The sequence below is a fragment of the Mangrovibacter sp. MFB070 genome (genome assembly GCF_000705335.1).
Classification (GTDB): domain Bacteria; phylum Pseudomonadota; class Gammaproteobacteria; order Enterobacterales; family Enterobacteriaceae; genus Mangrovibacter; species Mangrovibacter plantisponsor.
The window spans coordinates 167,771-194,461 of sequence record NZ_JJMI01000053.1 but is presented as its reverse complement, the minus strand read 5'-3'; the positions used below and the strand labels follow the sequence as shown (position 1 = coordinate 194,461).

The 26,691-nt window shown below is 49.9% G+C and carries 25 protein-coding genes; 11 read left to right on the top strand and 14 right to left on the bottom strand.

What is annotated here, in order from left to right; genetic code table 11:
• Positions 1-73: 73 nt before the first annotated feature.
• From ppx to purM, 4 genes are all read right to left on the bottom strand, one after another.
• Positions 74-1,618: an exopolyphosphatase gene (ppx, locus tag DT73_RS24020; protein ID WP_036116318.1), complete on the bottom strand. Its 1,545-nt coding sequence runs from the start codon at positions 1,616-1,618 to the stop codon at positions 74-76.
• A gap of 3 nt (positions 1,619-1,621) precedes the next feature.
• Positions 1,622-3,682 (bottom strand): polyphosphate kinase 1, encoded by a 2,061-nt coding sequence (gene ppk1, locus DT73_RS24015; protein WP_036116317.1) that lies wholly within the window; start codon positions 3,680-3,682, stop codon positions 1,622-1,624.
• A 245-nt stretch (positions 3,683-3,927) separates the two neighbouring features.
• Positions 3,928-4,569: a phosphoribosylglycinamide formyltransferase gene (gene purN / locus DT73_RS24010; RefSeq protein ID WP_036116316.1), complete on the bottom strand. Its 642-nt coding sequence runs from the start codon at positions 4,567-4,569 to the stop codon at positions 3,928-3,930.
• Positions 4,569-5,606, bottom strand: coding sequence for a phosphoribosylformylglycinamidine cyclo-ligase (purM, locus tag DT73_RS24005; RefSeq protein ID WP_036116470.1), 1,038 nt, complete (start codon positions 5,604-5,606; stop codon positions 4,569-4,571). The genes purN and purM overlap by 1 nt, the downstream gene beginning before the upstream one ends.
• Before the next feature lie 302 nt (positions 5,607-5,908).
• Here purM and upp point away from each other — a divergent pair, with 302 nt between their 5' ends.
• The 3 genes from upp to DT73_RS23990 all read left to right on the top strand — a co-directional run bounded on the left by upp (position 5,909) and on the right by DT73_RS23990 (position 8,716).
• Complete coding sequence (upp, locus tag DT73_RS24000) at positions 5,909-6,535, top strand: uracil phosphoribosyltransferase (protein WP_036116314.1); 627 nt, start codon at positions 5,909-5,911, stop codon at positions 6,533-6,535.
• A gap of 87 nt (positions 6,536-6,622) precedes the next feature.
• Positions 6,623-7,918 (top strand): uracil permease, encoded by a 1,296-nt coding sequence (uraA, locus tag DT73_RS23995; protein WP_036116313.1) that lies wholly within the window; start codon positions 6,623-6,625, stop codon positions 7,916-7,918.
• A gap of 96 nt (positions 7,919-8,014) precedes the next feature.
• The gene (locus DT73_RS23990; RefSeq protein WP_072007010.1) at positions 8,015-8,716 is read left to right on the top strand and encodes a DnaA inactivator Hda; all 702 of its coding nucleotides are present in this window, start codon (positions 8,015-8,017) and stop codon (positions 8,714-8,716) included.
• A gap of 169 nt (positions 8,717-8,885) precedes the next feature.
• Here DT73_RS23990 and arsC read toward each other — a convergent pair whose 3' ends face one another.
• Together arsC and bepA are read right to left on the bottom strand one after the other, a co-directional pair.
• Positions 8,886-9,239 (bottom strand): arsenate reductase (glutaredoxin), encoded by a 354-nt coding sequence (arsC, locus tag DT73_RS23985; protein WP_036116309.1) that lies wholly within the window; start codon positions 9,237-9,239, stop codon positions 8,886-8,888.
• A 9-nt stretch (positions 9,240-9,248) separates the two neighbouring features.
• The gene (bepA, locus tag DT73_RS23980) at positions 9,249-10,712 is read right to left on the bottom strand and encodes a beta-barrel assembly-enhancing protease (RefSeq protein ID WP_036116307.1); all 1,464 of its coding nucleotides are present in this window, start codon (positions 10,710-10,712) and stop codon (positions 9,249-9,251) included.
• Positions 10,713-10,948: 236 nt separating this feature from the next.
• Here bepA and DT73_RS23975 point away from each other — a divergent pair, with 236 nt between their 5' ends.
• Positions 10,949-12,019 carry an AI-2E family transporter gene (locus DT73_RS23975; RefSeq protein ID WP_036116305.1) on the top strand — a complete coding sequence of 357 codons (1,071 nt, stop codon included), beginning with the start codon at positions 10,949-10,951 and terminating at the stop codon, positions 12,017-12,019.
• Between the two features lie 104 nt (positions 12,020-12,123).
• Here DT73_RS23975 and bcp read toward each other — a convergent pair whose 3' ends face one another.
• Positions 12,124-12,594 carry a thioredoxin-dependent thiol peroxidase gene (bcp, locus tag DT73_RS23970; RefSeq protein ID WP_036116302.1) on the bottom strand — a complete coding sequence of 157 codons (471 nt, stop codon included), beginning with the start codon at positions 12,592-12,594 and terminating at the stop codon, positions 12,124-12,126.
• Positions 12,595-12,609: 15 nt separating this feature from the next.
• Entirely contained in the window at positions 12,610-13,167 is a 558-nt protein-coding gene (locus DT73_RS23965; RefSeq protein ID WP_036116300.1) for a glycine cleavage system transcriptional repressor, read from the bottom strand.
• 145 nt (positions 13,168-13,312) lie between these two features.
• Here DT73_RS23965 and dapA point away from each other — a divergent pair, with 145 nt between their 5' ends.
• From dapA to ypfH, 6 genes are all read left to right on the top strand, one after another.
• Positions 13,313-14,191 (top strand): 4-hydroxy-tetrahydrodipicolinate synthase, encoded by an 879-nt coding sequence (dapA, locus tag DT73_RS23960; protein WP_036116298.1) that lies wholly within the window; start codon positions 13,313-13,315, stop codon positions 14,189-14,191.
• A 15-nt stretch (positions 14,192-14,206) separates the two neighbouring features.
• Positions 14,207-15,238: an outer membrane protein assembly factor BamC gene (bamC, locus tag DT73_RS23955; protein ID WP_036116296.1), complete on the top strand. Its 1,032-nt coding sequence runs from the start codon at positions 14,207-14,209 to the stop codon at positions 15,236-15,238.
• A gap of 114 nt (positions 15,239-15,352) precedes the next feature.
• Positions 15,353-16,066: a phosphoribosylaminoimidazolesuccinocarboxamide synthase gene (gene purC / locus DT73_RS23950; protein WP_036116295.1), complete on the top strand. Its 714-nt coding sequence runs from the start codon at positions 15,353-15,355 to the stop codon at positions 16,064-16,066.
• Positions 16,067-16,233: 167 nt separating this feature from the next.
• A complete protein-coding gene (locus tag DT73_RS23945) occupies positions 16,234-17,106 on the top strand; it encodes a neutral zinc metallopeptidase (RefSeq protein WP_036116293.1) in 873 nt (290 codons plus the stop codon).
• 54 nt (positions 17,107-17,160) lie between these two features.
• Positions 17,161-19,152: a tRNA(Met) cytidine acetyltransferase TmcA gene (locus DT73_RS23940; RefSeq protein ID WP_036116467.1), complete on the top strand. Its 1,992-nt coding sequence runs from the start codon at positions 17,161-17,163 to the stop codon at positions 19,150-19,152.
• 72 nt (positions 19,153-19,224) lie between these two features.
• Positions 19,225-19,932: an esterase gene (ypfH, locus tag DT73_RS23935; protein WP_036116290.1), complete on the top strand. Its 708-nt coding sequence runs from the start codon at positions 19,225-19,227 to the stop codon at positions 19,930-19,932.
• 57 nt (positions 19,933-19,989) lie between these two features.
• Here ypfH and DT73_RS23930 read toward each other — a convergent pair whose 3' ends face one another.
• From DT73_RS23930 to DT73_RS23910, 4 genes are all read right to left on the bottom strand, one after another.
• Entirely contained in the window at positions 19,990-20,184 is a 195-nt protein-coding gene (locus tag DT73_RS23930) for a YpfN family protein (RefSeq protein WP_036116284.1), read from the bottom strand.
• 29 nt (positions 20,185-20,213) lie between these two features.
• Positions 20,214-21,341, bottom strand: a complete 1,128-nt coding sequence (gene dapE / locus DT73_RS23925) for a succinyl-diaminopimelate desuccinylase (RefSeq protein ID WP_036116280.1) — start codon at positions 21,339-21,341, stop codon at positions 20,214-20,216.
• A 3-nt stretch (positions 21,342-21,344) separates the two neighbouring features.
• Entirely contained in the window at positions 21,345-21,725 is a 381-nt protein-coding gene (locus tag DT73_RS23920) for an ArsC family reductase (protein ID WP_036116278.1), read from the bottom strand.
• A 381-nt stretch (positions 21,726-22,106) separates the two neighbouring features.
• Complete coding sequence (locus tag DT73_RS23910) at positions 22,107-22,538, bottom strand: GNAT family N-acetyltransferase (protein ID WP_036116275.1); 432 nt, start codon at positions 22,536-22,538, stop codon at positions 22,107-22,109.
• A 204-nt stretch (positions 22,539-22,742) separates the two neighbouring features.
• Between DT73_RS23910 and ypfM the strand changes: the two genes are divergently transcribed.
• Positions 22,743-22,802: a protein YpfM gene (gene ypfM, locus DT73_RS26345; protein ID WP_110025756.1), complete on the top strand. Its 60-nt coding sequence runs from the start codon at positions 22,743-22,745 to the stop codon at positions 22,800-22,802.
• A gap of 130 nt (positions 22,803-22,932) precedes the next feature.
• Here the strand turns inward: ypfM and acrD are convergent, their stop codons facing one another.
• Together acrD and DT73_RS23900 are read right to left on the bottom strand one after the other, a co-directional pair.
• Positions 22,933-26,049, bottom strand: a complete 3,117-nt coding sequence (acrD, locus tag DT73_RS23905) for a multidrug efflux RND transporter permease AcrD (protein ID WP_036116274.1) — start codon at positions 26,047-26,049, stop codon at positions 22,933-22,935.
• 220 nt (positions 26,050-26,269) lie between these two features.
• The gene (locus DT73_RS23900; protein WP_051691529.1) at positions 26,270-26,680 is read right to left on the bottom strand and encodes a response regulator; all 411 of its coding nucleotides are present in this window, start codon (positions 26,678-26,680) and stop codon (positions 26,270-26,272) included.
• Positions 26,681-26,691: the final 11 nt, after the last annotated feature.

Sequence of the window (26,691 nt, the reverse complement as noted above, 5' to 3'; positions counted from 1 at the left end):
CCCCTGGGGCAAAATAATGTCGGGCAAATAGCCTGTTTGCCCGCCACCAGGTAAGAACTGTAACCAGAGGGAATCAGGCCGCAGATGCCTCTTCCGGCTGAGCCTCTTCTATAGTCAGTTTCCAGCCAGTCACGGCTTCCCAATATTGCTGTTCTTTTTCTAAATCCAGTAATACCAGCGCATTCTGGCTGAACCAGTCATGGGGGAAGCACAGTGTCCAGTGGTTCTCGTCTGTTGTCAGCACCAGCGATGGCGGCGTGGTAGTCGCCTGGCGCTGGTTATTCAGTAACACGCCAAGGCGTAGTAGCTGAATCAATGGCAGGTACTGTTTCTTTTTAAACAGTGTAAACCGCGGTAGCTCATCCAGTTTGATGGCCTTACGATGAAAACGCACCAACAGCGCCATCAGCGTTTGTTGTTCCTGGTTAAAACCAGGCAGGTTGCTGTTTTGCAGAATATAAGCAGAATGGCGGTGCATACCACTATGGTTAATATTAAGCCCTATCTCATGTAGCATGGAGGCCCATTTCAGGAGTGCGGCCAGTTGTGGGTTAGATAGTTTTGGGTTAGCAGCCTGCCATTGATCAAACAAATATGTGGTTGTTTCCAGTACACGACGCGCCTGATCATCATCAATATTGTATTGGTTCGCCAGGCTCTGCGCAGTGCGGATACGAATATCCTGGTGGCGGAAACGGCCTTCCATTTCATACAGCACACCTTCGCGCAGTGCCCCGTCAGATAAACGTAGTTCTTTGATCTTCAGTGCATCAAACACCCCGCACAGAATGGCGAGGCCTGGCAGGAAGACTTCCCTGCGCTCATCAGAAAGACCAGGTAATGAAAGGTTGAGCACATGGTTATATTTCAGCACTTCAGTGGTCAGTTTATCCAGGCGTTCCGGGGTGATCATGCCGTCTTTCTCCCCCATGGCAAGCAAGACTTCACAGGCAGCTTTAATTGTGCCCGATGCCCCCATTGCCACATCCCAACCTTTCAGGCGGTACTGCCACGCCAGTGTTTCCAGTTTCTGTACTGCGGCGAGCCTTGCCCGGTTAAATGCTACCGGGCTGATAACCCCGTTGGGAAAGAAGGTTTGACCAAAGCTCACACACCCCATCCGGCGGCTTTCCACCAGAACAGGATCGAAGTTTTCACCAATAACCAGTTCAGTTGACCCACCACCAATATCCACAACCAGCTTGCGGCCTTTTTCCGGCTGAGTATGCTCCACGCCCATAAATATCAGGCGGGCTTCTTCATTACCCGGGATAATTTCAATCGGGAAGGGGATAACTTTTTCCGCACGTTTGAGAAATTCCGTGGCATTACGTGCCTGACGTAAGGTATGCGTGCCGACGATACAAACATTGTCCGGGCTGAACCCCTGCAGGCGCTCGGCGAACAGCGCCAGGCAGGATAACCCGCGCTCCATCGCTTCTTCGTTCAGCATGCTGTTATCATCCAGCCCATCGGCCAGATGCACACGTTGTTTTAAGCGACCGATAATTTGCATCGCACCATCGACCACACGCGCTATGACCATATGGAAGCTGTTGGAGCCGAGGTCGACCGCCGCAAATTCTTCAGGGCGGGGAGTATGTTTGGTTATTGGCATAGATTAATCAGGTTGTTCCAGGGATTTGAGATAATCGTAAATCGCCAGTTGCGCCTGTACCTTGCGGCGGTTACCGCGGGGCACATAACGATTGCTCAGTTCTTTATCAATAAAACGCGCCTTCACTGTATCACTAAATAGTATCTCAATAATATCCAGAACGCGCTGTTTCAACACCGGGTCCAACAACGCGACAGCCACTTCGATACGGTAGTCGATATTGCGCGTCATCCAGTCGGCAGAAGACAAATAGACTTTTTTGTCGCCGCCATTCTCAAAAATATAGACCCTGTCGTGCTCAAGGTAGCGGTCAATAATACTGATAACCCGAATATTTTCACTAATCCCTTCTAAATCAGGTATTAATGAACACATGCCGCGAATGAGCAGGTTGACTTTAACACCGGCAGAAGAAGCAGCATACAACCGGTCTACCAGGCCTTTATCAACCAGGTTGTTGATTTTCAGTGTAATAGCCGCAGGGATACCTTGCTGAGCATTCGCAATTTCCTGGTCAACCAGTTTGTAAAGCATATTCCTGGAGTTTTGCGGTGACACAATCAGGTGGTCGAAATTCACCGGGCGATAGGGGTTTTCAATAAAATTAAACACGCGCCGTACTTCATTGGTTATCCGCTGGTCGGCGGTGAGTAACGCATAATCGGTATACAACCGGGCGGTTTTTTCGTTGAAGTTACCTGTACCAATATGGGCATAGCGCACCACTTCATCACCTTCACGGCGAGAAATCAGGAACAGTTTGGAGTGAATTTTTAACCCGGGCGCCGAGAAAATAACATGAACGCCGGCTTCAGTAAGCCGTTTTGCCCAGTGAATATTGGCGGCTTCGTCAAAACGCGCCTGCAATTCCACGACCACTGTGACTTTTTTGCCGTTATGCGCCGCGTGAATCATTGAGTCAATCAGGCGCGAATCTTTGGCAACCCGGTAAATGTTTATCTTGATAGCCAGTACATTCGGGTCAAACGATGCCTGGCGGAACAGTTCAAGCACATGCTCAAAGGTGTGGTAAGGGTAGTAAAGCAGTACGTCCCGTTCACGAATAGCATCAAAGCCGTTACGGAATTTATCGAACCACAAATGGCGCAGGCGCGGCAGGGGTTTATTGAGCAGGTTGGGTTTGCCAATATTCGGGAAGCCGATAAAGTCTTTAAAGTTGTGGTAGCGCCCACCAGGAATAATGGAGTCGTAGCGTGAGATAGAGAGTTTTTCGCGCAACAATTCCACCATTTCTGCCGGCATATCGCGCTGGTAAACAAAACGCACCGGCTCTGCGGTTAAGCGTTGTTTCAGGCTGGAGGACATCAGTTCCAGCAGGCTGGATTCCATTTCTGTGACCAGGTCATATTCTGCGTCACGGGTCATCTTCATGGAGTAGGCATTCAGTTCGTCATAATCAAAAAAGCCTTTAAAAATATCATCCAGACAATAACGAAGAATGTTATCCAGTAAGATCATTGGCTTGCGCCGACGAGGTGTTTCTGGTGGCAGGTTAACGAAGCGGGGCGCTTTATCGGATGGTATCTCCAGCAGCGCATAGTTCACCACATCGCCATTGATTATTTCGACTGCCAGGTAGGTGAAATCATCTTTAAGAAATTGCACCAGGTCGGTTTCGCGGGTGATAAGAATAGGCGCGATATAGGGGCGCAAATGTTGCCTGAAGTATTCTCTTAACCAGACTTGCTGGTTATCTGACAACTGGCGCTCGTTAATGAGAAATATTTGGTTGCGCGCCAGCTCCAGCAGAAGCTCATTGTACAGCCCATCAAACTCCTGATCGGTCTTTAATACCTTGGACTGAATCTTGCCCATCAGGTGGCGATAGTGAGCATTACTGCCTTGCTCTTCACTGATAAGAATGCGCCGTTTTAACTCCGCGAAACGTACTTTGTAAAATTCGTCGAGGTTGTTGGAGTAGATGCCAAGAAAGCGCATACGCTCAATGAGTGGGTTGTTTTTGTCTGCGGCTTCCTGGAGTACGCGTTCATTGAAAGCCAGCCAGCTCAGTTCTTTATCTATATATAACTTATCCAGACCCATGAATCCTTCAACTCCGGTAAATAAAACAGAGGACACGCCTGACCATCCTGCAATAACTATTATGGCGAGCTTTGTCCGGGAATGTCCAATAATGTCATAACAGTATGACAAGAAAGCGAGCGACTTGATTGACTAATAAAAGCGCAAAAACAACTAACAGAGTGGGTGAAGGTAAGCAGAGAAAAAGTAACTGACGGGCTTTTGTAAATTAAGCAGAGGGCAAAAGCTGCACCTCTGCCAGATAATTATTCGTCACCTGCATAGCCTTGAGCAGGCAGGCGCTGGCCATCGAGCCAGGCATGGTTACTGTGCATCACCAGGCGTTCTGAAAGAAACCAGTTAATGACCAGTGGGTAAATAGCATGTTCCTGAACCTGAACCCGCGCGGCAATAATCTCTTCATCATCGCCATCGAAAACCGGAACTTTCGCCTGCAAAATAACCGGGCCACCATCAAGCTGCTCGGTGACAAAATGCACGGAAGTTCCGTGCTCTTTATCACCATTCTCCAGTACCTGGCGGTGAGTGTGCAGCCCCGGGTACTTAGGCAGTAATGACGGATGGATGTTGACCATTTTGCCCAGATAGTGGCTTACAAAGGCCGGGCTCAAAATACGCATATACCCGGCCAGCACAACGACATCAGGCTGGTAAGCATCAATTTGCGCCATCAAAGCGTTATCAAAAGCTTCCCGGCTTTCAAACGATTTTGGGTCGAGAGAAAAAGCCGGAATGCCCGCTTCACTGGCACGGGTTAGCCCGTACGCACTGGCTTTATTACTGAAAACAGCAGAAAGGGTGCCGTTGATTTTGTTCTGGTTACAGGCATCAATAATAGCCTGCAGGTTACTGCCATTACCGGAAATCAGCACCACAATCTTTTTCATTACGCAATGACCACACGCTGTTCATCACTGGATGCTTTAATTGCACCAAGCTCCCAGGCGTTTTCACCAAGGTTGCGCAGCAGTTCCAGGGATTTCGCGGCATCTGCGGCAGCAACGGCAATCACCATTCCCACACCACAGTTAAAGGTGCGGTACATTTCATGGCGGCTGACATTACCAGCCTGTTGCAACCAACTGAACACAGCAGGCCACTGCCAGGAGGCTTCATTGATAACCGCCTGAGTGTTGTCGGGCAGTACGCGAGGGATATTTTCCCAGAACCCGCCACCTGTTAAGTGGGCAATGGCATGCACGTCAACTTTGCTGATTAATTCCAGTACTTGTTTAACGTAGATGCGTGTTGGTTCCAGTAAATGGTCGGCCAGAGGTTTGCCTTCCAGTTGAGTGGTTAACGGGTCGCAACCACTGACTTCAACAATTTTACGTACCAGTGAGTAGCCATTGGAGTGCGGGCCGCTGGAACCCAGCGCTATCAGCACATCGCCGTCAGCCACTTTACTGCCATCAATGATTTCTGATTTTTCTACCACACCAACACAGAAACCAGCGACATCGTAATCTTCACCGTGGTACATACCCGGCATTTCTGCCGTTTCGCCACCAACCAGTGCACAGCCAGATTGCAGACAACCTTCAGCGATACCTGTGATAACGGAAGAAGCTGTATCTACATCCAGCTTACCTGTAGCGTAGTAATCAAGGAAGAACAGGGGTTCTGCACCTTGTACTACCAGGTCATTGACACACATAGCAACCAAATCGATACCAATGGCATCGTGGCGTTTAAGATCCATCGCCAGACGCAGTTTGGTGCCAACACCATCAGTCCCGGAAACCAGTACAGGCTCACGATATTTCTGTGGCAAAGCGCACAGTGCGCCGAATCCGCCCAAACCACCCATAACTTCAGGACGGCGGGTTTTTTTTACGACACCTTTGATTCGGTCGACCAGAGCGTTACCTGCGTCAATATCAACACCGGCATCTTTATAGCTGAGAGAGGTTTTGTCGGTCACTGCTAAGTCCCCACGCGGTTGCGGTTGGTGCGCTACCCAGGCCAGCATTCAGGCAAGCTTGCGCGTACAAATGTGGCGTGTTCCGGGTAGTGCGCTAAAAATCGCGGCAATTCTAACAGTGCAGGCAAACGTTTGCGAGCCTATTCTGAAACCTGAACGCAGAAATCTTTGCTGCCGGGCAATTCCACCGCAGTTGATCCCGATCAAGCCTTAACTGGGAGTGAAAGGTGGAACCGTTCAGAAAAAGCGGTATAATCCGGCGATTTTTTTTGTGGCTGCTACCTGTCTGGGGGAGAAAGAGTATGAAGATTGTGGAAGTGAAACACCCACTCGTCAAACATAAGCTGGGTCTGATGCGTGAGCATGATATTAGCACCAAGCGCTTTCGGGAGTTGGCCTCTGAGGTGGGTAGTTTGCTGACTTACGAAGCAACAGCCGATTTAGAGACAGAGAAAGTTACCATTGAAGGCTGGAATGGCCCGGTGGCTGTTGAGCAAATCAAAGGTAAGAAAATCACCGTTGTACCTATTTTGCGTGCAGGCCTTGGCATGATGGAAGGCGTGCTTGAGCATGTGCCCAGTGCCCGAATCAGTGTTGTCGGTATCTACCGTAATGAAGAAACACTGGAGCCGGTTCCTTATTTCCAGAAGCTGGTGTCTAACATTGACGAACGTATGGCGCTGGTGGTTGACCCGATGCTGGCAACGGGTGGTTCGATGATTGCCACAATTGACCTGTTGAAGAAAGCAGGTTGCCACAGTATTAAAGTGCTGGTGCTGGTGGCTGCGCCAGAAGGCCTTGCGGCGCTGGAGAAAGCGCATCCGGATGTTGAGCTTTACACCGCATCCATTGACAAGGGGCTCAACGAGCACGGTTACATTATTCCCGGTCTTGGTGACGCGGGCGATAAGATTTTTGGAACGAAATAATTATTCAATAAGCCGACTAATGAGTCGGCTTTTTTTTGGTGAAATCACCACGCTATTACACAACATAACATCACTGAGGAACACACTATGACGCGCCGCGCTATCGGGGTGAGCGAAAGACCACCGTTGTTGCAGACCATCCCCCTTAGTTTACAGCACTTGTTCGCCATGTTCGGCGCAACCGTGCTGGTGCCTATTCTGTTTCATATTAACCCGGCAACCGTTTTGCTGTTCAATGGCGTGGGGACACTGCTCTATATATTTATCTGTAAAGGAAAAATCCCGGCATATCTGGGTTCTAGCTTTGCATTTATTTCCCCCGTCCTGCTGTTGTTACCTTTAGGCTATGAAGTGGCTCTGGGTGGCTTCATTATGTGCGGCGTGTTGTTTTGTATTGTCGCGCTGATTGTGAAACAAGCCGGGACAGGGTGGCTGGATGTGATGTTCCCACCCGCTGCGATGGGGGCAATTGTTGCCGTTATCGGGCTGGAGCTTGCTGGTGTGGCAGCCAACATGGCCGGGTTATTACCTGCAGATGGTAAACCCGCAGACAGCACCACTGTGATTATTTCTGTCACAACTCTGGCGGTAACTATCCTTGGGTCAGTGCTGTTTCGCGGTTTTCTCGCCATTATCCCAATTCTGATTGGTGTGCTTGCGGGTTACGCACTTTCATTTGCTATGGGGGTTGTGGATACCACTGCAATTCGTGAAGCCCACTGGTTTGCCTTACCAACTTTTTATACTCCCAAGTTTGAGTGGTTTGCGATTTTCACCATTTTACCTGCTGCGCTGGTAGTTATTGCTGAGCATGTCGGGCACCTGGTCGTGACTGCGAATATCGTCAAAAAAGATTTGATTCGTGACCCGGGCCTGCACCGTTCAATGCTGGCAAATGGGTTATCCACCATCCTTTCCGGGTTCTTTGGCTCCACACCTAACACCACTTATGGTGAAAACATTGGTGTGATGGCTATCACCCGTGTTTACAGCACCTGGGTTATTGGCGGTGCTGCTGTGTTCGCGATTCTGCTGTCCTGCGTGGGTAAACTGGCGGCAGCGATTCAAATCATACCTGTTCCCGTAATGGGGGGTGTTTCACTGCTGTTGTACGGCGTAATCGGCGCATCCGGTATCCGTGTGCTGATTGAATCTAAAGTGGATTACAGTAAAGCGCAAAACCTTATTCTGACTGCGGTGATTTTGATTATCGGGGTGAGTGGCGCGAAAGTGCACATTGGTGCGGCTGAACTAAAAGGGATGGCGCTGGCAACGATTGTTGGTGTCTGCCTGAGCCTGATTTTTAAAGTAATCTCTGTGTTACGCCCGGAAGAAGTTATTGAAGACGAAAGTGGCGATGATAACGCCCCGGCGAAGTCCTGATATGATAACGGGCAGCCCTGTGCTGCCCGGTTCATTCACCATGTGTTTCTGTGTTACACTACATCTGTTTTTTGGTAAGCCCAAACTGAGGTCCTTCTGAACACGCCGGCACAGCTCTCTTTGCCTCTCTATCTTCCTGACGATGAAACTTTCGCGAGTTTTTGGCCGGGTGATAATCCTTCTTTGTTAGCAGCAGTACAAAATGTGCTGCGGCAGGAACATAGCGGGTATATCTATTTTTGGTCACGAGAAGGGGGCGGGCGCAGCCATTTGCTGCACGCTGCATGTGCTGAGCTTTCTCAGCGTGGTGAAGCGGTTGGGTATGTCCCGCTGGATAAACGCACCTGGTTTGTGCCGGAAGTACTGGACGGCATGGAGCAACTTTCACTGGTCTGCATAGATAATATTGAGTGTATAGCCGGTGATGCATTGTGGGAAATGGCGATTTTCAACCTGTATAACCGCATTCTGGAATCTGGCAAAACGCGTTTATTTATTACGGGTGACCGCCCTCCACGACAGCTGAACCTGCAACTTGCCGACCTTGCCTCACGCCTGGACTGGGGGCAAATCTACAAGCTTCAACCACTTTCTGATGAAGATAAACTACAGGCTTTGCAATTGCGGGCGCGGTTGCGTGGTTTTGAATTACCCGAAGACGTAGGCCGTTTTCTGCTTAAACGCCTTGACCGGGAAATGCGAACGCTGTTCCAGACGCTGGATCATCTGGATAAAGCCTCTATTACCGCACAGAGAAAGCTGACAATTCCTTTCGTTAAAGAAATTCTCAATCTGTAGTATTACTAACCATAATATTTAGAACCGTGGTATTTCAAACCGTAGTACTTCAAGCCGAAGTATTGCGAGCTGTCGCGCTTCGAACGGTTGTACTTCGAACAGGAACCCCAGCACTGCGCACGGCTGCACCAGTGTGAAAACGCAGCGCCAGGCGCTGCGTTACTCTCTGTTAAATAATATCCAGCACTTGTTCAGGCGGCCTGCCCAGCCGGGCTTTCCCGTTGCTAATTACAATAGGGCGCTCAATTAACTTCGGGTGCCTGGTCATGGCGTCAATCAACGCATCTTCACTGGTTTCATCAGCAAGATTAAGTTCTTTATACAGTGCTTCTTTCGTGCGCATTAACTGGCGGGCACTGTCCATACCTAACTGGCTTAGCAGCGTTTTTATTGTGCTGGCAGAAGGCGGTGTATCCAGATAAAACACCACTTCTGGTTCAATCTGTTTTTCTTTCAGCAATGCCAGAGTTTCACGGCTTTTGGAGCAACGCGGGTTGTGATAAATAGTGACTGCCGGTTTCATTGTGCTGTGTTACCTCTTTTCATATGTCCGAAAACGTTGTTGCAACTGGCGCAACTGGTCAATACGCGCGTCGTAGCGTTGTTGTTGCAGGCTACCCAGTTTTACTTGTGAGCTCGCTGAGCTAAGAGTTGTGATGGCCTGGTCTATTTTTCCAGTGAGAGCCAGGTTTTCTGCCCGCGCAGCCAGTTCCTGGTCACGGTGACCAAGCGCCGCTTCTGCCTGAGCCAGCAAATCCCAGCCATTGGTGTCGTCGGGGTTGCTGAAGGTATAGCGGTTCAACATTTGCGCGGCCTGCTCATTCTGCCCGGCCTGAATAAGCGCGTTTGCCAGGTTGAGCTGGAGCACCGGGTTGTTACGTAAATCGGGTGCTTTTTGTAACCTGGCTATGGCTTCGGTATTTTTTTTCAGGCCAAGGTCTATATCGGTCGCGAGATCAAGATACCAGGGGTCGTTTGGTTGAGCAGACAATAGCGGCTGCAGAAGTTTATTGGCATCAGCATATTTACTGGCTTCCAGTGCCAGAATTGCACGCCCATACTGCGCCGCATGTTGCTGGCGAATATTCCCTTTTGACCAGGTATCCAGCAGGTCACTGGTTAGCTGATTTTGCCCGGAATTATACATGCCTAATACACGTGCTTTCGCCATGTAGAAATCTTCTGATGACTGCACCACGACATGAGGCATTTGGTTAGCACGGTTACGCGCATCGGCCAGGCGGCTTTCCGGTAATGGGTGAGTCAGTAAAATTTCAGGCGGGCGTGATGCATAACGCGACTGGTCGAGCAATTTTTCCATAAAAGCAGGCATTGCCTGTGGGTCGAAACCTGAGCGTTGCAGCACCTGAATACCAATACGGTCAGCTTCCTGTTCATTTTGTTGTGTGAAGCTGATAATGCCCTGCTGAGCGCCAGCCAGGGTACCGGTCAGTGCTGCCATACCTGCCTGAGGGTTCGCCATTGCCAGCAGAATAGAGCCCAATGCTCCCACCCAGGTGAGAGGAGCATTGCGTTTCTGGTCTTCCATGGCACGCGCCAGGTGGCGTTGTGTGACGTGGGAAATTTCATGCGCCATGACAGAGGCTAACTGGCTTTCGTTATCTGAAAAACGGAATAAGGCAGAATGCAGAACAACGTTGCCGCCGAAAAATGCGAAGGCGTTGAGTTCATCGCTGTTAATTAAGTAGAAGTGGAATGGCGTTCTTACTGAGTTTGCATGTGAAACCAGACGCATCCCCAGCTTGTTAATGTACTGGCTTAATAGCGGATCGTTGATAAGCGGTGCACTGCCTCGCAACTGGCGGACATAGTAATCCCCCATCTCCATTTCCTGGCCGATTGATAATGTGCTGCCCGCTGAGGTGCCCATATCTGGCAAATCATCGGTACCACTGGCAAATGCCGGAGCAACCTGCCCGGCAAGCGTGCTGAGCATCAGCGATGCAACCAATGATTTTTTTAACACACTGAACATAACTCTCTTCCTGTTGTTATGGTGTAATCAGGTCTTCTGCTTTACCTGTGCCACCTTACAGATGGCGCCTGCAGTATCGCACAGTCATCCACGGTAACAAGAGCAATTACATAACACTACTGTATCGATATATAAAGAATATCGCGCCGCGCAAAGAAACAAAAAACGAAGTCTTTTTTGTGACATTTAGATACAATTCGCCAGATGCTTTGCTAATGAGGACAGGGAAGAAAACTATGCTCGAAATGTTAATGCAGTGGTATCGGCGCCGGTTCAGTGACCCGGAAGCGATTGCATTGCTGGTAATTCTGGTTTTCGGTTTTGGGATCTTATTCTTTTTTCATAGTTTGCTGGCACCTCTACTGGTTGCCATTGTGCTCGCCTATTTATTGGAGTGGCCCACAACACGCCTTGAACGCATGGGGTGTTCACGCCGTTTGGCTACCTCTGTGGTGCTGATTCTCTTTGCCGGGATTTTGCTGCTGATGGTCTTTTTTGTTGGGCCGGTGGCATGGCAGCAAGGTATAAACCTGATCCGCGACATGCCTGGCATGCTCAATAAGTTGTCGGACTACGCGGCGACATTGCCCAAGCGTTATCCGGCGTTAATGGATGCCGGTATTATTGATGCGATGGCGGAAAACTTGCGAGCCAGGATGATTACGGTGGGCGATTCTGTCGTGAAATTTTCGCTGGCTTCATTAGTGGGGTTACTCACATTATCCATTTATCTGGTACTGGTGCCGTTAATGGTTTTTTTCCTGTTGAAAGATAAAGACCAGATGATTAACGCGGTACGCCGGGTTCTGCCAAAAAACCGTGGGCTGGCAGGCCAGGTATGGATAGAAATGAACCAGCAAATCACCAATTACATTCGCGGTAAAGTGGTGGAAATGGTGATTGTCGGGGTGGTGTCTTATATTTGCTTCCTGTTATTTGGGCTGAATTATTCGCTGCTCCTCGCTGTGTTGGTTGGGGTATCTGTGCTGATCCCTTATATCGGCGCGTTTGTTGTTACTGTGCCAGTGGTTGGGGTGGCGATGTTCCAGTTTGGCCTGGGCACAGAGTTCTGGAGTTGTTTCGTTGCTTACCTGATTATTCAGGCGCTCGATGGTAATTTACTGGTGCCGGTATTATTTTCAGAAGCGGTGAACTTACATCCACTGGTTATTATTCTTTCGGTGGTTATTTTTGGTGGGTTGTGGGGCTTCTGGGGCGTATTTTTCGCCATTCCGCTGGCAACGTTAATTAAAGCGGTTGTCCATGCGTGGCCGGAAAGTGTCAGCCGTGAGGACAGGTTGTCCTGAAACAGCAACGGGTGAGCAGGGCTCGCATAGCTGCACGTTCGCCTAACTATGATAAAAGCCGGCATACCGCCGGCTTTATATTATTCAGAGCCCGAAGGCAGCTATCAGCTATTGGCTTTCAACCAGCCCAGCACGATGTCGTGGTGATTACTGGTTTTAAAATCATCAAATACATGCTCAATAATACCGTCGGCATTAACCAGGAAACTGGTGCGATGTATGCCGTCATAGGTTTTCCCCATGAAACTCTTTTCTCCCCAGATGCCAAATTGCTCACAAACCTGGTGGTCTTCATCAGAGAGCAGCGTAAAGTTCAGAAGTTCTTTCTCTGCGAAGCGTGAAAGCTTCTCTGGTTTATCTGTACTGATGCCCAAAATTTCAACATTGAATTGTTTTAATTCATCCATGTTATCGCGCAGGCCACAGGCCTGAACGGTGCATCCTGGTGTCATTGCTTTGGGGTAGAAGTAGACCAGAACACGCTGTCCCTGGAAGTCGGTCAAATTTACTTGTTCGCCATCCTGATCAGGCAAACTAAATTTCGGTGCGGTATCACCGGCTTTCAGTGGGTTCATTACGACTCTCCGTCTTTATTCATCTTGCTGTTGGTAATTCACCACGTTAATAGTGCCTTGTGCATCGAGTTCTGTACACAGGTCTTTGAATGCCTGCTCGATTTCTGATGCATTTTGCGACGCCGGACTGTGCGCCGTAATTTGAATATATAACTGTGGCGGCAAATTATCCTGTGCAGGTTGGGTGCGGGAGACCAGTTCAGCAATATTCATGTGCCATTCATCAAATAAAGCGGTGAAGCGCTCAATAATATGCGGTGAGTCTTCTACTTCCACCTGAACCCACACGGTTGATGGCATCGCTTCGCGGTCGTGAGCGACCGTTCGCTTCATCACAATCAGTAAATCCAGCTCGGCCCCTTTCAACGGCAGGGTTGACTCAATGAGCGTAATGGCGTTCCAGGAGCCAGAAAGCAGCATGATAAAAGTGAACTCTTCGCCCAGCATTGCCAGCCGGCTGTCTTCAATATTACAGCCGCAACTGCTGACATGGCGGGTGATTGTGTTCACGATCCCTGGGCGATCCGTACCCAATGCTGTGATGACCAGATAATGTTGTGATGAAGGCGTCAAACGGAATCTTCCTGCGAAACGATGGAGTTACATTAGGAAAGCACAAAAAAAACCTGTGTACAACCGCGCATAAGCCTTTGTGCGCTTGCTTTTCTGACATTACAAAACGTACCATTGACGCACTTGTTTGCGGAGAGGATGGGCAATGTTCACGGGAAGTCTTGTTGCGCTTATTACACCGATGGATGCTAAAGGTAATGTCTGTCGGTCAAGCCTGAAAAAACTGGTTGATTATCATGTCGATAACGGAACGTCGGCGATTGTTTCAGTAGGGACGACTGGCGAATCTGCCACACTGAGTCATGATGAGCATGGTGATGTCGTCATGTTGACACTGGAACTGGCTGATGGCCGTATACCGGTTATTGCAGGTACAGGTGCCAATGCCACTTCTGAAGCCATCTCTTTAACGCAACGCTTTAACGATTCTGGCGTTGTTGGCTGCCTGACAGTCACGCCTTATTACAACCGTCCTACTCAGGAAGGTATGTACCAGCATTTTAAAGCTATCGCTGAAAATACGAGTTTGCCGCAAATTCTGTATAATGTGCCGTCCCGTACCGGGAGCGACATGTTGCCAGAGACGGTAGCGCGTTTGTCTAAAATAAAAAATATCATCGGGATTAAAGAAGCAACCGGGAACTTAAGTCGCGTTAACCAGATCAAAGACCTGGTTCGGGATGATTTCATCCTGTTAAGTGGTGATGACGCCAGCGCACTGGATTTTATGCAACTTGGTGGTGATGGTGTGATTTCCGTAACAGCTAACGTTGCGGCGCGCGAGATGGCGGATGTTTGCCGTCTGGCTGCCGAAGGTCATTTTGCGCAGGCGCGCGAAATCAATAAACGTTTAATGCCGTTGCACCATAAATTATTTGTAGAACCCAATCCAATCCCGGTGAAATGGGCCTGTAAGGAGTTGGGGCTTGTAGCAACCGACACGATGCGTTTGCCAATGACACCACTGACAGATGCCAGTGTCCCGGTCATTACCAACGCACTCAAACATGCCGGTTTGCTGTAACGTTAGGGAGATTTGATGGCTTATTCAGTACAGAAATCGCAGGTCGCCAAAGTTGTCAGCCTTTCGCTGGTTATGCTGTTGGCAGCCTGTAGTTCCGATTCCCGTTATAAACGCCAGGTAAATGGCAATGAGGCTTACCTCTCCGCCACGCCACTTGCTGAATTGCACGCGCCATCGGGCATGATTTTGCCGATTGAAAGCGGTGATTACACCATTCCTCCAGGTGGTGGCAAAGGGGCCGTAGGCCTGGCTCTGGATATTCGCCCACCGGCACAGCCACTGGCGCTGGTGAATGGTGCGCGTACTCAGTTTACGGGTGATACAGCCACATTATTAGTGGAACGTGGTAGCGATAACGCACTGTGGGCGCAGGTAGTCAGCGCGGTTCAGGCTCATAATTACCCGGTTATGAAGCGTGATGATGCGAGCAAGACCCTGACTACTGACTGGGTTCAGTGGAATCGTGCCGATGAAGACGAACAATATCGTGGTCGCTATCAAATCAGCGTGAAACCACAAGGTTACCAACAGGCTGTTGTTGTCCGCCTGCTTAGCCTTGAGCAAAATGAAAAGCCAGTTGCAGATGCCGCATCTATGCAGCGTTACAGCACTGAAATGCTGAACAATATCGCTGAAGGTGTTGATAAATCTCAGAATGCGCAATTGGATGCCAACAACCATGGGATTCGGGAAATCGATGTCCAGAGCGGCGCCGATGATACCGGGTTACCGATGCTGGTGGTACGTGCGCCATTCAACATGGTCTGGGATAAACTGCCCGCCGCACTGGAAAAAATAGGGATGAAAGTAACAGACAGAACGCGTTCCCAGGGGAACCTGTCTGTGACGTATAAACCTGTTTCTGACAGCGCATGGAGTGAACTGGGTGCACGGGATCCAAACTTGCCTTCCGGGGATTACAAACTCCAGGTGGGTGATTTAGATAACCGCAGCAGCCTGCAGTTTACTGACCCGAAAGGGCACATACTTACGCAGTCGCAAAACGATGCGTTGGTGGCGGTTTTCCAGGCCGCATTTAATAAGTAATTCACAGGGCCGGTTTATCCGGCCCTTTGTATCTTGATTTCGCGTTAAGAGTCTGGCTACCTGGCTCAACATCATCAGGCCACTCAGTGGTCGTTAAACCTGGAGTAATTAAAGATGCAAAAGCAAGCTGAGTTGTATCGTGGCAAAGCGAAGACCGTATACAGCACCGAGAATCCGGATCTGTTGGTACTCGAGTTCCGCAATGATACGTCAGCAGGGGATGGCGCGCGTATTGAACAGTTTGATCGTAAAGGTATGGTGAATAACAAATTCAACCATTTCATTATGACCAAACTGGCAGAAGCGGGCATTCCAACCCAGATGGAAGCGCTGTTGTCCGACACTGAGTGTTTGGTGAAAAAACTGGATATGGTTCCTGTTGAATGTGTTGTGCGTAACCGTGCCGCTGGCTCTCTGGTAAAACGCCTTGGGATTGAAGAAGGCATTGAACTGAACCCACCGCTGTTCGACATGTTTCTTAAGAATGACGCCATGCATGACCCGATGGTGAACGAATCTTATTGCGAAACATTTGGTTGGGTGAGCAAAGAACATCTGGCTCAGATGAAAGCGTTGACTTACAAAGCTAACGACGTCCTGAAAAAGCTGTTTGATGACGCCGGGCTGATTCTGGTCGATTTCAAACTGGAATTCGGTTTGTTCAAAGGCCAGGTTGTACTGGGTGATGAGTTTTCACCAGATGGTAGCCGTCTGTGGGACAAAAATACTCTGGACAAAATGGATAAAGACCGTTTCCGCCAAAGCCTGGGTGGTTTGATTGAAGCGTATGAAGAAGTCGCACACCGTCTGGGTGTTAATTTAGACTAACCACGCAATCGTTTCCGTTGCAGGCTGGTACACCGTTTTGTACTGGCCTGCTTTGCCTGCCGCGCTCTTCCCTCCGTTCATTTCCTTTTCCTGGTCTATTTTCAGTGGTAATCACCGGCCAAATAATCCAGGATCTTGTTATCTCACACGCACCAAAAGGAGATGTTATGCGTTGGCAAGGGCGTCGCGAGAGCGATAACGTAGAAGACAGGCGTAATCAACAACGCAGTTCTGCATATCAGCGCAGGGGCATGCGTTTGCCCCGGGGGAAAAGCGGCCTGGTTATTTTGGTACTGGTCGGTGTTGCAGGGTATTACGGTGTCGATCTTACTGCATTGATAACCGGTGAACCGGTGTATCAACCGGCTCAACAGCAAACAACACGCCCCAGTGCCAAACAGGATGAAGCCGCAAAATTTACTTCGGTTATTCTGGCTACCACAGAAGATACATGGCAAGGCCTGTTCAAACAAATGGGTAAAAACTGGCAACCGCCGCGCCTGGTGATGTACCGGGGGGCCACACACACTGGTTGTGGGACCGGGCAGTCAGTTATGGGGCCGTTTTACTGCCCGGCAGATACCACTGTTTATATCGATCTCTCGTTTTATGACGATATGAAACATAAACTGGGTGCCGGAGGGGATTTTGCTCAGGGGTATGTTATTGCTCATGAAGTAGGCCACCATGTGCAGAAACTACTGGGTGTGGAAGCTAAAGTGCGCCAGTTGCAGCAGCACGCCACAAAAGTTGAGGCAAACCGCCTGTCGGTGAAAATGGAGTTGCAGGCAGACTGCTTTGCAGGCGTTTGGGGCCATGCGATGCAAAAAGAAGGTGTTCTGGAAGCCGGAGACCTCCAGGAAGCGCTGAACGCAGCCGAAGCTATTGGTGATGATCGCCTGCAGCAGCAAAGCCAGGGGCGAGTAATTCCTGACAGCTTCACTCATGGTACTTCTGAGCAGCGTTATACCTGGTTTAACCGCGGTTTTAAAAGTGGTGACCCCGCGACATGTAATACATTCGGCAACACCCGGATATAATCGCTCGTGGCACATCTTTTTCCCACAGATAACTGGCTGGCTTTGACACAACATATGGCGCGTGCTGGCCAGCGCCGTTTACTGTTGCTGGCAGGAGATAATGCCTGGAGTGAAAGCCAGGCGGCTCACCTGCAACATTGCCTTCCGGGTGACTGGCTATGGGTGAGTGATAAAGCTAATCAGGCGCAGGCCTGTACCCCCCGTAATGCCCGGGCGTTATTAGGGCGGGAATTTCACCATGCGGTCTTTGACGCCCGTTTGGGTTTCGATGCCGAAGCCTTCGCTATTCTTGCCGGTACTTTGCGTGCAGGCAGTTGGCTGGTCATGATGACCCCACCTTTTGCTGATTGGCCAAACCGGCCTGACTGTGACAGCCTGCGCTGGAACGACCAACAGCAGCCCACCGCTTCGCCACAGTTTGTTGCCCGTTTTCTTGCTGCGCTGCAAAGCCAGTCGGCAGAGATGCTGGTGTGGCAGCAGGGGAAGGCTCCTGCGTTCCCGGCTCAGTTCCCGCAGGCCTGCTGGCACCCTGTACAGGGTGAGCCTCTGCAAGAGCAGGCGGCTATTCGTGATGAATTACTGGCGATGGCATCAGGTATCGCTGTTGTGACCGCCGGGCGGGGGCGGGGAAAATCGGCACTTGCCGGTATGCTGATTCGTGCCTGGAATGGCACGGTGTTAGTTACTGCCCCGGCGCGGGTGGCAACGGATGTTATGGCTGAGCACGCTCATAAACCACTGGCGTTTATTGCCCCGGATGCCTTACTGGAACAAATGCATTCTGGTAAAACTCCGCATGCCGACTGGCTGGTGGTGGATGAAGCCGCAGCCATTCCCTTGCCTCAACTGGCCGCCATGATTGACGGTTTTTCACGGGTATTACTAATCAGTACGGTTCAGGGGTACGAAGGAACCGGGCAGGGCTTTATCCTCAAACTCTGTAGCCAGTTGCCGGTATCTCGCCGCTATGTGCTGAACACGCCGGTACGCTGGGCTCCTGATTGCCCCCTGGAGCTGTTTGTCTCCAGCCTGTTGCTGTTTGATGAATCGGGCACAGGTACAACGCCAGTTTCTGGCGAGATGCTTCCTGCGCCAGCTTTTGGCACTGTTTTACCCGGCGAGCTGACAGATGTATACCGGTTATTGTCCAGTGCGCATTACCGCACTTCCCCCCTCGATTTACGCCGGTTACTGGATGCACCGGGCCAGCACGTGGTTGCCGCAAAAATTGGTGGTAAACCCATTGCAGCAGCCTGGCTGGTTACAGAAGGGGGGTTAACTCAAAAACTAAGTGAAGCGGTATGGGCCGGATTCCGCCGCCCACGCGGGAACCTGGTCGCGCAGTCTCTGGCGGCACATGGTGGCTCTCCCCGGGCTGCAATGTTAACGGGCTGGCGGGTATCTCGTATCGCTGTTTATCCCGGTGCTCAGCGTAAAGGTGTAGGGCAGGCATTGATTGCTGAAGTAAAACGCCAGGCACCTGCCGGTTGTGATTACCTGTCTGTCAGCTTTGGGTATACCCAGGCGTTGTGGCGCTTTTGGGAACGTTGTGGTTTCCGGCTGGTGCGGATGGGAACCAGTCTTGAAGCCAGTAGTGGGTGTTATACGGCAATGGCGCTTTTGCCGCTCACGCAGGAAGGAGAAGCACTGGCCGCAAATGAAGCCCGGCACTTGTCGCGCAATTTATCCTGTTTGCAGCCCTGGCTGCCATTTCCGCTACCCGGTGAGCCGGATACCGGTCGCAACCTGTTACCTGGTGACTGGCGCGAGCTTGCTGGCTTTGCCTGGGGATACCGGCCGTTAATGTCCTGCCTTGCGAGCCTGGTGCGGGTGCTTGCTATCTGCCCGTTAGAATTGCCCGCTTTGCGAGGTGAGTTGCAGTCGCGCCAGCCAACTGCTGTGCTGTGCGGTAACCTGGGGTTGGCCGGGCGCAAAGCTTTGCTGTCCCGGCAGCGGCTGGAGGCCGGGCAAATACTCGTCTGGCATGACGAAAACCAGGCCCACACTCTGAAAGCCTGGCTGGCGCAATTGCAATTTTTCGACTAAGTCCTTCAAGAGAGAGCCATGGTTATCGTCTGAGAGTGGCGTAAACTCAGCATATTGACGAAGGAGGACCTGATGAGACACCAACATGTCGTTGTACAAAGCCCCGCGTTACCGGCAAAGCAACTGTTGCTGTTGTTTCACACGGCGGGCGATAACCCGGTCTCTATGGCGGAAATTGGCCGCTGGTTCGCTCCTGTCTTTCCGGATGCCCTGGTCGTCAGCCTTGCCGGTCCGTTAGCCAGTGGCCCTGCGCCAGGCAGAGCATGGTTCGTACCAACGGGTGAGCCAAATGAACCCGATGAACAGGAACTACAGGGCAAGATTGATGCAGTGATGCCTGGTGTGGTTGACGAAGTGAAATACTGGCAACGTGAAAGTGGTGTGGATGCGGGAGCAACAGCCCTGATTGGTTTTTCCCAGGGCGCAACCATAGCACTGGAAGCTATTAAGGCGAGCCCGGGGCTTGCCAGCCGGGTTATCAGTTTCAGTGGGCGCTTCGCTTCACTTCCTGAACATGCAACGACGCAGGCTACCATCCACCTTATTCATGGGGAATATGATGATGTGGTTGAAGTCCGTACCGCACAGCAAGGCTATGTCGCATTGCTGCATGCTGGTGGCGATGTGACGCTGGATATTGTTGATGACCTTGGGCACGCTATTGATGAACGCAGTATGAAGTTCGCGCTGGATCATTTGCGTTATACCATCCCACGCCGCTACTTTGACGATGCGTTAAGCGTTTCGCCCGGTAAAAGTGATGTTATTGGGTTGCGTTGACACAAAATTGTTGCCTGCAAAAAACATCAGCCCCTGCCGGAACAGGGGCTGATAACGTTATTTGCTTTTTTTACCCGGCCAGTTATCGTCATCGTCCCACTTGTCATTGCAATCACGATGTGGTGGCAAATCAGGCTTATTGGCGAGGAATTTTTTGTGATCAACACGCATCAAATCTTTGATAACGTTGATGAACACTCCAAGTAAAAATACCAGTACCAGTATCCACCAGTATTTTGATAACCATTCCATTGCTTGTTCCTCTTTCAGTGCTGGCGCGGTCAGGCAACCAGGTGTTCCATAATGCGTTGATACATGCGGGCAAGAAGCTGCAGGTCTGAAGCTTTTACACATTCATTAATTTTATGAATGGTCGCGTTGACCGGCCCCAGTTCAACAACCTGGGCACCCATACGTGCAATAAAACGCCCGTCAGATGTACCGCCATTGGTCAGCAATTGCGGTTTAATTTCATTATAGTGTTCAACTGCATTAACTACTGCATCCACCAGTTTACCGCGTGAGGTAAGGAACGGTTGCCCGGACAGCCACCAATCCGTGGTGTAGCGCAACTGGTGTTTATCCAGCAGTGCTGTTACTTGTTGCCTGATGTCTTCATCTGTCAGTTCAGTGCTGAAACGGAAGTTGAACTGCACGAACAAATCGCCCGGAATAACGTTGTTACTGCCTGTACCAGCCTGAATATTGGCAATCTGCATACTGGTGGGCGGAAAAAACGCATTACCTTCATCCCAGCGAATGTTCACCAGCTCATTGAGCATGGGCGCAGCTCGGTGTACCGGGTTGTCCGCAAGATGCGGATAGGCAACATGGCCCTGAACGCCATGGATTGTCAGGTTACAGGTCAGGGAACCACGGCGGCCATTTTTAACGACGTCACCAACCACTTCGCTACTTGAGGGTTCACCGACCAGGCAGTAATCCAGGCGCTCATTACGCGCCATTAGTGCCTCAACAACTTTCACTGTGCCATTTGTGGCACTGGCTTCTTCATCAGATGTAATCATAAATGCCAGGCGGCCCTTATGATTGGGGTGCTGGGCGACAAAACGTTCAGCCGCAACAACCATTGCCGCCAGTGAGCCTTTCATATCTGCCGCACCGCGGCCAAACAGCATGCCATCACGAATGGTTGGTTCGAACGGTGGGTTAATCCAGCGGTCATAATCGCCTGCTGGCACTACATCGGTGTGCCCTGCAAAAGCCAGCGTTTCACCTTCGCCACGCCAGGCCCAAAAATTCTCGGTATCGCCAAAATTCATAGGCTCAACTGTAAAACCAATTGCCCGCAACCTTTCCGTCAGTAGCGCCTGGCAACCGGCATCATCCGGGCTCAGGGAAGGGCGACGAATAAGTTGCTGAGTCAGTTCAATAACCGGGCAGGACATACACTACACCTCACTCACAAACTGCTGATATTTTTCTTCACTAAAGCCCAGCAGCATAGGCTTACCGGGGGCGCAGAGCAATGGGCGTTTAATGATGGCAGGCATTTCTTTCATCAATTGTTTCGCTGTTTCCGCAGATGTAATTGACGCCCGGTGCGCTTCATCCAGTTTACGCCAGGTTGTGCCCCGGGTATTCAGCAGCGCTTCCCACCCCAGTTCTGCTATGAAGCTATCCAGTAGCGCGTCGTCCAGACCATCTGCACGGTAATCATGAAACTGATAAGCGACCTGATGTGTGTCCAGCCAGCGGCGTGCTTTTTTAATCGTGTCGCAATTTTTAATGCCGTAAAGTATTAATGCTGTCGTGTTTGCCGGGGTTACCATGAATCTGTATCACCTGTTATATTTGATGTTTCTGCTTTGTTTTATCCCGCAGGTAAAAACCTAACCGCTGATAATGCCGTACACACCGCGGCAGATCCATAGCTGAACGACAAGTTGGTTAAATAACCGCCATTGTGTTCGCCGCCACAGCAGGGTAATCGCGGCGCCAGTTTCCTGTGAAAGCAACCTGTTAGCCATTACCATGAGCAGCAGGCTTACCTTGTGCCAGTGCAAACCAATAACCACTTTTTATATATTGTTATTATATGCTTTCCCATGTTATTGGCTGATAATGGCAATGATGAATTATGCGGAAATACTTTCTGTTGTCATCACCATCAAAATAATTAACCATGTTATTCAAATAGCATGACAAACTATTTACCGAATATAACCATTCTTCCGCAGACTGAATAAATTTTCACTCTTATCGCATACCATTCCAGTTAACAATACGCAAAAGCCGTGCTTTTCATAAAAAGGAATTTTATCCGGCACCGCATAAATGAAAGTTTTGCCGTAGGGAAACAAGGTTTCTTTAATCGTCAGCATCAATTGCTTCCCTAATCCGGTACCCTGAAAACCTGGGGAAACAACGACATCAGCTAAATAACTCGCCCAGGTTAAGTCACTGATTGCACGGGCGGTCGCGACCAGTTTATCTGCTTCAAAACCAAACCAGGTAAAGGTGCTGTGCATAAATGCCTGCTGTACCTCTGAAGGGTTACGTTTATTTAACCCTCCCGATTCAATAAGGTCTGCCACTTCTTGCCAATTAATTTTGGCATCATTTTTATCTGTCAAAATAATCATATCTGGATCACCTTTTTTTTCATTTCATACCGCAATTATTGCGGTGCGTCACATAAAGTTTTTCATCAGAAGCCGATATTATTAGCAAGACGCAAAGGTAATCACCGGCGAACAGAGAAAAATCTTATCACAGCAATTGGATAAATTTTCTTCACATCATTGTTAATTTTTTGTATTATTAAGTCAATTATAAGAGAGGTTGTTATGATTGAACGTGAACTGGGGAACTGGAAAGATTTTATCGCAGGCATGTTGCGTAAATAATCTTTCTGTTTTTAAAGAAGAAGCAGTGTGGTGATCGTCCATCGCTGCTATAGCGAACAAACGATCAAATGAAAAAGGCGACTTGAATGTCGCCTTTTTGTTGCTCTGTTTTTACTTCAATGGTTATCTGTCAGTCTTCATAAGGTGGCGGCAGTGGGAAGCGGCGCCGGATAAGCGTAAAGAACAGCGGAACAAAGAACACAGCCAGAATGGTGGCTGAAATCATCCCGCCCATCACCCCGGTGCCAACAGCGTGCTGGCTGGCAGAACCCGCGCCAGAACTGATTGCCATTGGTAATACCCCAAATACAAAGGCCAGTGAGGTCATCAGAATAGGGCGCAGGCGCTGGCGGCAGGCTTCCAGAGTAGCGTCCAGCAATGTTGCTCCGTTGGCGTTGCGCTCATTGGCAAATTCCACAATCAGGATGGCGTTCTTCGCGGATATCCCTATGACAGTCAACAGCCCAACCTGGAAGTAAACATCATTCTCCAGCCCTCGCAACCAGGTGGCAACCAGTGCGCCAATCACGCCCAGCGGAACCACCAGCATGACAGAGAATGGCACCGACCAGCTTTCGTAAAGTGCTGCCAGGCACAGGAAGATAACCAGTAAAGATAAGCCATACAGTGCCGGTGCCTGAGCACCAGACAGGCGTTCCTGGTACGACAAGGCTGTCCATTCGAAACCAAAATTACCCGGAAGTTTTCTCACCAGGTCTTCCATAATATTCATGGCCGTCCCGTTACTGACACCCGGTGCTGCTTCACCGAGGATCTCCACTGCGGAATAACCGTTATAGCGTTCAAGCCTTGGTGAGCCGGTTTCCCAGCGGGAAGAGGCAAAAGCGGAAAATGGCACCATACCGCCGCTACTGTTGCGGACATACCACTGGTTAATGTCATCAGGTAGCATGCGATACTGGGCTTCGGCCTGCACGTAAACTTTTTTCACGCGCCCGCGATCCATAAAGTCATTCACATAGCTGGAACCCCAGGCAGTTTGCAAAATACTGTTGATGTCATCGACAGAAACGCCCAGAGCCTGAGCCTTACGCTGGTCAATATCAATGCGCAGTTGCGGGCTGTCATCAAGCCCGTTGTGGCGCACTCGCACCAGGTCCGGGTTATTGGCGGCCATGGCAAGAAGTTGGTCTCTGGCCTGCATCAGTGCATCGTGGCCGGTGCCTGCATGGTCTTGAAGCTCCATATCGAACCCGGCGGCGCTGCCCAGCCCACTGATTGGGGCAGGGTTATTCACAAAAATACGAGCTTCACGAATATGGGACAGCGCTTTTGTCGCACGCTGAATAATGGCAGAGGCGGTATCCGCTTTGGATGCCCGCTCATCCCAGTCTTTCAGGCGAATAAACAAACGAGCGACGTTTTGCCCATTCCCCCCCGGGCCAGCACCAACTGTGGCGAAAACAGAGGTTACGTTCTTTTTCTCTTCATGCAGGAAATAGTGCTCTATTTTCTCAACCACTTTCAGAGTCTGGTTCTGCGTGGAACCACTGGGGAGCTGTACTGAAGCCAGGAACATCCCCCGGTCTTCAGTGGGTAAAAACGAAGTGGGTAACCGTAAAAACAGGACAGCCATTGCGCCAATCAGCAGCACATAAAGCAGCATCCAGCGCAGGCTGTGTTGCAGAATGCTGCCAACAGCGCGCTCATAGCGTAAGGTATTTTTGGTAAACGCCCGGTTGAACCAGCCAAAGAAACCTTTCTGCCCGTGGGAATGCCCTTGAGAAAGCGGTTTAAGCAGCGTTGCACACAATGCCGGAGTGAGAATCATCGCAACCAGTACTGACAACACCATGGCCGTAACGATAGTAATGGAAAACTGCCGGTAAATTGCGCCAGTAGTACCACCAAAAAACGCCATGGGAATAAACACTGCGCTAAGCACCATGGTTATCCCAACCAGCGCACTTTGGATTTGCTTCATCGATTTTCGGGTGGCGGCTCTGGGAGACAGCCCTTCCTCCGCCATAATACGCTCGACGTTTTCCACCACGACAATGGCATCATCAACCAATAACCCAATTGCCAGCACCATTGCAAACATCGTGAGTGTGTTGATGCTGTATCCAAAGGTATACAACACAGCAAAGGTACCTAACAAGACAACAGGAACTGCGATGGTGGGGATTAACGTTGCCCTGAAGTTTTGCAAGAACAGGTACATGACCAAAAACACCAGGAAAACTGCTTCCACCAGCGTTTTCACAACATCGGTAATGGATGCCTTAACGAATGATGACGTTTCGTAAGCGACACGGTATTCAAGACCGTGGGGGAAATAAGGAGCCAGCTCATCAAGTTTAGCCAGCACCCGTTTCGCGGTTTCCATTTCATTGGCGCCGGATGCCAGTTTGATTCCCAGGCCAGATGCAGCCTGGCCATTATAACGGCTCAGGTAGTTATAACTTTCAGCCCCCAGTTCAACATTGGCGACATCACCGAGCGTTACCATTGAACCATCCTGGTTAACTTTCAGCGTGATTGCTTTGAACTGTTCCGGGGTTTGTAACAACGATTGCGCATTAATCGTAGCGTTCAGCGCCTGCGTGTCGAGGGAAGGTAACCCTCCTAATTGCCCGACTGCAATTTGGCTGTTCTGGGAAGTGATTGCACTGACCACATCAGCGGTAGTGAGCTGGTAACTGTTGAGTTTTACCGGGTTGAGCCAGATGCGCATGGAGTATTGGGAACCATAAGCGTCGATATCACCCACGCCATCAATACGGCTTATCGGGTCCTGAATATTACTGGCGACGTAGTCGGCAATATCCTGCTTACCCATACTGCCATCTGTGGAAACAAACGCGATGGTCAGAATATTGGTATCACCGGTTTTACGTACTGTTACCCCCTGGTTCTGGACTGCCTGGGGCAATTTACGCATCGCAGTTTGCAACTGGTTCTGGACTTGTTGCACGGCTTCATCTGGATCGGTTCCGGCCTGAAAACTGAGTGTAATAATCGCCTGACCAGAACTGGTACTTTGCGAAGACATATACATCAGGTTATCGATACCCGTTAAGTTCTGCTCAATAATCTGCGTGACGGTGTTTTCCATGGTTTTAGCAGAAGCACCGGGGTAATTCGCAGTAATACGAACATTGGGGGGAGCCAGATCGGGGTATTGTTCAACGGGAAGAGAAATGATTGCCATCAGGCCTGTAAGGCACAACAGAATGGCGATAACCCAGGCAAAAATTGGGCGATTAATAAAAAAGTTCGCCATGTTGGCGGAATCCTCAAAGAAGGCAATTCATTATTATCAGTTACCCACCATGTTAACTTCGCACATGTGCCACAACATGGAGAAAACAGGAAATGAGTGTATGTATTTTTTTAGAAATAGGGTTTCATTTTTACAATTGTTTGCCGAAAGGCATTAAATATCATATCTGCAAAAAAGCAAAAAGTGATAAAAGTGCGATTTTTCACAAAGTGACAAATTCTTATTTTTTCTGGTTTTGGCGTCTCTCACGTCCTCTTGTGGCACCAATTTTAATTGCTGAAAGTAACAATTCCGGGTCGTTATCTTTTACCAGGTAATCATCGGCGCCTGCAGCCAGGGCTGCCTGCATATCTTCCGGTGCATCTGAGATAGTAAGAATCAATACATGAGCAATGGTTTGTTGAGCGCGTAAAATACGTAAAGCTTCCAGCCCGCTCATACCACTCATATTCAAATCAAGAATGACTAAATCCGGCATCAGTGCAGCAACCTGGTCCAGTGTCTGCTGCCCGTTTTCTGCTTCGCCAATGATAACCAGATCATCTTCCAGCTCGATAAGCTGGCGAACCCCTTTACGAATTAATGGGTGATCATCAACAACTAAAATACGGCATGGATCAGTCTGTGGCATAACTCCCCCTA